Consider the following 6598-nt stretch of genomic DNA (forward strand, 5'->3'; position numbering starts at 1 on the left):
ATGCCCGTGATGAGCCTGCTTGTCGCCTTCAACGGCTCCGACGCCTCCGTCGCCGCGCTGCGCTATGCCGCTTCCCTCGCCAAACAGCGCGGCGCGCATGTCACGGCGATCCTTGCCCATACCGCGCATGAGGTGATCGACCGCCGCTCGCGCTGGATCCCCGAAGAGGCCCGCGCCCTGTTGGAGGCTGCCAACAGCGAAATCTTAGCCGAGGTCACCCGCCGGTTCGAAGAACTCCGCCCCGCTCTCGGTCTGGGCGACGCGCTGGATTTCCGCGAAGAGACCGGCCGCGTAGACACGCTGCTCTCCGAAGGCGCCCGCTATTATGACATGCTGATCGTCGGCGCACGGACCGAGAGTGACGACGCTCATGTGACCCACCACCCGGACCGCATCGCCTTGCAATCTGGGCGTCCTGTAATCGTGGTGCCCGCGGGCTATGACGCGGGCGCGCAGCACAGCCATGCGGCGCTGGCATGGGACGGCGGGCGCGCCGCCGCGCGGGCACTGTCAGACAGCCTGCGCCTGCTTGAGGCCGATGGCCGGGTCAGCGTTCTGACGGTGGGCAAACGCACCGCTTGGCCGATCGCCGATCTGATGACCCATCTGGAGCGCCACGGCGTCGAAGCGGTGCATGAGAACTTTCCCATTACCCATCCGGTGGCACTGTCCTATTGCGAAAGGCACGATCCCTCGCTGCTGGTGCTGGGTGCCTATGGGCACTCCAAATTTCGCGAAGATTTCCTTGGTGGCGTGACCGCCGAGGTGCTGGAAAAGATCAAAATCCCCGTTTTGTTGCCCATTGAGAAGCGAATGATGACCAATTACGAGAAAATCCACGTCGCCCGCCGTGATCTGGAAAAACTGCGCGCCGAGTTGATTGCCGGCATCGGCACGCAGAAGGACCGCGACCCTGATTTGCTGATCCTACATGAACGGGTAAGCAAAGCGATCAATGCTCTTTCAGCATAGGGTGCAGGGATGAAGGTTCACATTCTCGACGACTGGTTCGACACCCTGCGCGGACTGCCCTGCTTTGACCTGTTGGCGGAGCACGATGTCACTGTCTGGACGGACCATCAGCCCGATGAGGCCATCTTGGCCGACCGTTTGCAGGATGCAGACTGCGTGGTGCTCTTTCGCGAGCGGACGACGGTGACGCGGGGGCTGCTGGAGCGCCTGCCGAACCTGCGCCTGATTTCGCAACGCGGCGCTTATCCGCATCTGGATGTCGCGGCTTGCCCCGATCAGGGCGTGCTGCTGTGTTCCAACAAAGGTGCGGATGGGGCAAACCATGCGGCGGCGGAACTGACATTTGCGCTGATCCTTTCAGCCATGCGGCAACTGCCGCAGCAGATGGCGAGTGCCAAGGCGGGCAACTGGCAGATGGGCGTAGGGCGCAGCCTGCGCGGGCGGCGGCTGGGGCTCTATGGCTATGGACGCATCGGACGTGTTGTGGCCGATTATGCCCGCGCCTTTGGCATGGAGGTTGTCTGGTGGGGCTCTGAAGCTGGACGCGCGCGGGCGAAAGTCGACGGTGAGACCGTTGCCGAGAGCCGCGTGGCGTTCTTCGGGTCCTGCGACGTGGTCTCCCTGCATTTTCGGCTGACCCCTGAGACCCGCGGAAGTGTCACCGCGGAAGACCTCAGCGCTATGTCGCCCCGCGCGGTTCTGGTGAACACCTCCCGCGCCGGGTTGATCGCCAAAGGCGCGCTGCTGCAAGCGCTCAACGCCGGGCATCTCGGCGCGGCGGCGGTGGATGTCTTTGATTCCGAGCCGCTAACGGATCCCAACGACCCGCTGCTCTCGCACCCCAAGCTGATCGCCACCCCACATATCGGCTTTGTCACCGAAGACGAATTCGACAAGCAATTCACCGATATCTTCGAACAGGTGAACGCCTATGCAGCGGGCGCTCCGATCCATATGATCAATCCTTCCGTCTACGCGCCATAAGCCCCGCCACCAGCGGTGCGCCGACGATCACCAACACGATGCGGGTCAGGTGGTGCGTGATGACAAAGCCCAGATCGGCCCCGGTGACGATGGCCAGCACCGTCATCTCGGCCTGCCCGCCCGGCGCGAAGGCAAGGAACGCCTCGACCGGATCGCCCAACCTGGCCCAAGTGACGAGCCCGGTGAAACCTGCGGCCAAGACGGCGAGCACCAGCACATAGGCGATGCCTGCCAGCACCACCCGTGTCAGCTCGCCCCATGTCACGCCCAGAAAATGCACGCCGATTCCGCAGCCGATAAAGAACTGCGCGGCAAGGATGGCTTCGGCGGGCGGGCGGCTGTGGATCAGGCCAGCCAGTGACATGAGGGTGGTCACGATCATCGGGCCAACGATGGACGCGCCAAACAGGCCGATCCGCTCTCCTCCCTTCCAGCCGATCAGGGCTGCGGCGGCCATCAAGGCCACCTCCCTCACCGGCAGTTCCGTTACCGGCGCGCCGATAGGATTGGTCAGCCCGGCCCCGTAAGCCAGCGTCAGGAAAACGGGCGCGAGGGTGACGATTATCAGCACCCGCGTCGCATGGATTAGCGACAGCGCCCGTGGATCGCCGCCCGCTTCGGTGCCAAAGATCACCATGTCCTGCAGGCCGCCCGGCATCGCGGCGTAATAGGCCGTCGGCGCGTCGAACCCCCAAACATGCCGAAAGAACGGGACGCCGATAATCCCGATCAGCGCGATAAAGACCGGAACCAGCGCAACCGACATCGCCATCTGTGGCAGTTGGTGGAAAAGATCAGGCGTGATCGAGGCGCCGACCGCCACTCCAAGGATTGTGCGCGCCGCGACCGAGACTTGGCCAAAGCCTTTAATCGGCACGTTCGACAATGCCGCGATAAGGCAGGCGGCCATCGGCCCGAAAAGGAATGGCAGCGGCAGATCGAGCCACCAAAAGAACGCGGTACCAGCCGAGGCGAGGATCAAGGTCAGCGCACGACGGCGGGTCGGTTGGGAGAGGCGCATAGGGGTCAACTCACTTATTCTTCCGGGCTTGACCCTTTCTGGATGCGATTGTATCCATCTGTATGCAATACCTATCGGAGGGGGTTTTATGAGCGAAGAAGACCACACACCGCAGGGCAACTCTGCCTACAATCAGTTGATGGATGAACTTCGCGCCGGACGGCTCAACCCCGGCGACCGCCTGCGTGAAACGGAGCTGGCCGAGCGCTTAGGGGTCTCCCGGACCCCCGTGCGCGAAGCGATCCGCCAGTTGGAGGCCGATGGCGTGGTTGCTCATATCCCGCGCCAAGGGGCGAGTATCCGCACACTCGACTATGCCGAGGTGATGGAGCTTTACGAGATGCGCGCCGTGTTGGAGGGCACCGCCGCACGGTTGGCCGCCCGCGCCGCCTCGGACATCGAGATTGAAGAGCTTCAGGACATGAACCAATCGCTCGCCACCTTGGGCAACGTGCCCGAAGCCTTCACCCTCAACCGCCAGTTCCACGCAGCCCTTCTGGACGCCGCAAAGAACCGTTTTCTCACCCGATCGATCCATACGCTGCAAAAGACGCTGATGATCCTCGGACCGACGACGCTCACCGATCCTGACCGGGCCGAAAAAGCGGTGGAGGAACACTTTGGCGTCCTCGACGCGATCAAGGCCCGTGATGCCGCCCGCGCCGAAGCCGCGATGCGTGCGCATATCGAAGCGGCCCAACGGGTCCGGGTGCGCGCCCTGCGCGCGCAGCCCTCGCGCGATGAGACCTATGACGGAGACCTGCTGTGACCGAAACCTACGATATCGCCGTAATCGGCGGCGGCAATGCGGCGCTTTGTGCCGCGATCACCGCCGCCGAAACGGGCGCCCGCGTGCTGATCCTTGAGACCGCGCCAAAACCCTACCGGGGCGGCAATTCGCGCCACACCCGGAACTTTGGCTGTATGCACCACGGGCCACTGGGGCCGCTGGTCGAAAGCTACACCGAAGAGGAATACCTCGCCGACCTGATGAAGGTGACGGGTGGCAAAACGGATGAGCATCTCGCACGCCTCGCCATCCGTACCTCTGAGGAATGCCTGCCTTGGATGGAAGAACATGGCGTGCGGTTTCAGCCTTCGCTCTCGGGCACCCTATCCCTTGCACGTACCAACGCCTTCTTTCGCGGCGGTGGCAAGAGCCTCGTGAACGCCTATTACCGCACCGCCGAAGGGCTGGGCGTGGATGTGCTTTATGAAGCTGCCGTGACCCATCTCGAACTGGAAGGCGACCGGGTGACGCGGGTGGACTATACGCATGAGGGGGCCGCCAAGAGCCTTTCGCCCAAATCCGTCGTCGTTGCCTCTGGCGGCTTTCAGGCCGATACCGACTGGCTGGCGCGGGCATGGGGGCCAGCGGCAAAGAACTTCCTGATCCGGGGCACGCCCTATAACCGCGGCGTGGTATTGGCGGACCTGCTGGATCAAGGCATCGCACAGGTGGGCGACCCGACCTAATGCCATGCTGTCGCCATCGACGGACGCGCGCCGAAGTTCGACGGCGGGATCGTCACGCGGCTGGATTGCGTGCCCTTCTCCATCGTCGTGAACAAAGACGCACAGCGGTTCTATGACGAAGGCGAGGATGTCTGGCCCAAACGCTACTCTATCTGGGGCCGACTGGTGGCCGCCCAGCCCGATCAGGTCGGCTATGTCATTATCGACGCGAAATCGCTGAACCTGTTCATGCCTTCGGTTTTTCCACCGATCAAAGCCGATACGCTGGCGGAACTGGCAGGAAAGATGGGCCTGCCCGCTGATGCGCTGGAGCAGACAGTCGCCGAGTTTAGCGAAGCCTGCGGCGATCAAACTGCCTTCCACCCCACCGAGCTTGATGGCGTGGCGACCACGGGTCTGACCCCGCCCAAGACAAACTGGGCCCGACCGATCACCGAGCCGCCGTTTTACGGCTACAGCCTGCGCACCGGCGTCACCTTTACGTACCTTGGCCTAAAGGTGGACGAAAACGCGCAATGCTCCATTGACGACCGCCTTGTCAGCAATCTCTGGGCGGCGGGCGAAACCATGGCCGGGTCGATCTTGGGCCAAGGCTATCTTGCCGGATTTGGCATGACCATCGGCACCGTTTTCGGACGTATCGCAGGCAAGGAGGCCGCAGACCATGCAAATTGATCTACTCCAAGAGGCCCGCCGTCAGGCCGAAATCTGCAACGCCTGCCGCTATTGCGAGGGCTACTGCTCGGTCTTCCCGGCCCTACAAGCCGAACGCGCCTTCTCTGACGGAGACCTGACGCAACTGGCGAATCTCTGTCACAATTGCCGGGGCTGCTACTACGCCTGCCAATACACCGCCCCGCATGAGTTTGAACTGAACCTGCCCCAAGCTTTGGCCGATGTGTGCCAAGACAGTTGGGAAGAGTTCGCCTTTCCACGTGCCGCCGGGAAAGCCTTTCAGAAAAACGGCCTCGCCATCGTGCTCGCCACTGTCGTGGGCTTTGCCCTGCTGTTCTGGGCTGCCCGTGCGCTGGCCGCTTTGGGGGGCGAAGGTTTCTATGCGGTGTTGTCCCACAATGCGATGGTGGCGATCTTTTTGCCCGCCTTTCTGTTTCCGCTGTTCAGTATCGCCATCGGGCTGCGCCGTTACTGGCAAACCGTCGGCGGTGCCCCGGTTCGCCTCTCGCATCTGCGCGGGGCCGTTGCCTCAATCGCGTATATGCGCAATCTCAAGGGCGGGCATGGCGACGGTTGCAACTTTGAGGACGAAGACCGCTTCACCCATGCCCGCCGCTATGCGCATCAGGCGATCATGTACGGCTTTCTGTTGTGCTTTGCTTCGACCAGCGTGGCGACGCTTATGCACTACCTGCTTGGTATGCCCGCTCCTTACGGGCTGTTCTCCGCCCCCAAAATCCTTGGTCTGACGGGCGGTATTCTGTTAGTGCTGGGCTGTGGCAAAATGGTCTGGCTCAAACTGCGGTCGGACAAATCGCTCGGTGCGACCAATGCCTTTGGCGGAGAGATCGCCTTTACCGGGTTGCTGGGGTTTGTCGGGCTGAGCGGGCTGTTGCTCTATGCGGCAAGCGGCTCTGGCTGGATGCCGGGCCTGTTGGTTATTCACCTCGGCGCGGTGCTCGCGTTCTTTTTGCTGACACCCTTCACCAAAATGGCCCATGGGTTTTACCGAATGGCGTGTGTGGATGGCTCCTGCATAGCAAGACATTTTTGATCTGATTTGTGCATTTGTCAGAAGCAGTCATGTGTCCGGCCTGTTTGCGCGGTTTTGACCGCTGGCCCTGATGGGTTCCGCAAACCAAGTTCCTATCAGCTTTACGGGCTATTATGCCCGCGCCATTCGGCGGAGTGTCTTGGCTTTGGCGGCAGACTTATGCACCATCATCTCGCGGGTCTTGCTAACTCGTTGTTCCTTTCGTCTCAGGCTACAGTGCGTGGGCTGTAGGGTTCGTTGCGGGTAAGCACTGCCCAGACGATCCGGGCGGTCTTGTTGGCCATGGCGACGGTTGCGACACGCGCAGGTTTGCGTTCAAGCAACGATGTAAGCCATTTGCTGGCTCGCTCGGGATGGGATCGTGTTTGTCGAACGAGTGATGTCATACCAACAACAAGCAATGATCGCAGATACTG

Annotated in this window: 5 protein-coding genes and 2 pseudogenes; 5 read left to right on the plus strand and 2 right to left on the minus strand. The window is 62.0% G+C overall.

What is annotated here, in order from left to right; genetic code table 11:
- Both A3722_RS22045 and A3722_RS22050 read left to right on the plus strand, forming a co-directional pair.
- Positions 1 to 972, plus strand: coding sequence for a universal stress protein (locus A3722_RS22045; protein WP_236627507.1), 972 nt, complete (start codon positions 1 to 3; stop codon positions 970 to 972).
- A gap of 9 nt (positions 973 to 981) precedes the next feature.
- A complete protein-coding gene (locus tag A3722_RS22050) occupies positions 982 to 1956 on the plus strand; it encodes a D-2-hydroxyacid dehydrogenase family protein (RefSeq protein ID WP_067628052.1) in 975 nt (324 codons plus the stop codon).
- On the opposite strand, the gene A3722_RS22055 is transcribed toward A3722_RS22050, so the two are convergent.
- Positions 1931 to 2977: an AbrB family transcriptional regulator gene (locus tag A3722_RS22055; RefSeq protein WP_067916463.1), complete on the minus strand. Its 1047-nt coding sequence runs from the start codon at positions 2975 to 2977 to the stop codon at positions 1931 to 1933. The genes A3722_RS22050 and A3722_RS22055 overlap by 26 nt on opposite strands.
- 88 nt (positions 2978 to 3065) lie before the next feature.
- Here A3722_RS22055 and A3722_RS22060 point away from each other — a divergent pair, with 88 nt between their 5' ends.
- The 3 genes and pseudogenes from A3722_RS22060 to tcuB all read left to right on the plus strand — a co-directional run bounded on the left by A3722_RS22060 (position 3066) and on the right by tcuB (position 6182).
- Positions 3066 to 3746, plus strand: coding sequence for a GntR family transcriptional regulator (locus A3722_RS22060; RefSeq protein WP_067622753.1), 681 nt, complete (start codon positions 3066 to 3068; stop codon positions 3744 to 3746).
- Positions 3743 to 5128: pseudogene (gene tcuA, locus A3722_RS22065) on the plus strand (FAD-dependent tricarballylate dehydrogenase TcuA). The gene A3722_RS22060 and the pseudogene tcuA overlap by 4 nt, the downstream one beginning before the upstream one ends.
- Positions 5118 to 6182, plus strand: coding sequence for a tricarballylate utilization 4Fe-4S protein TcuB (gene tcuB / locus A3722_RS22070; RefSeq protein ID WP_067622750.1), 1065 nt, complete (start codon positions 5118 to 5120; stop codon positions 6180 to 6182). Before tcuA ends, tcuB begins: the two are co-directional and overlap by 11 nt.
- A gap of 206 nt (positions 6183 to 6388) precedes the next feature.
- On the opposite strand, the pseudogene A3722_RS25035 reads toward tcuB, so the two are convergent.
- Positions 6389 to 6598, minus strand: a pseudogene (locus tag A3722_RS25035) (IS110 family transposase); the annotation flags it as partial.

Origin of the sequence: Sulfitobacter sp. HI0027 (genome assembly GCF_001634775.1) — a bacterium.
GTDB lineage: Bacteria > Pseudomonadota > Alphaproteobacteria > Rhodobacterales > Rhodobacteraceae > Sulfitobacter.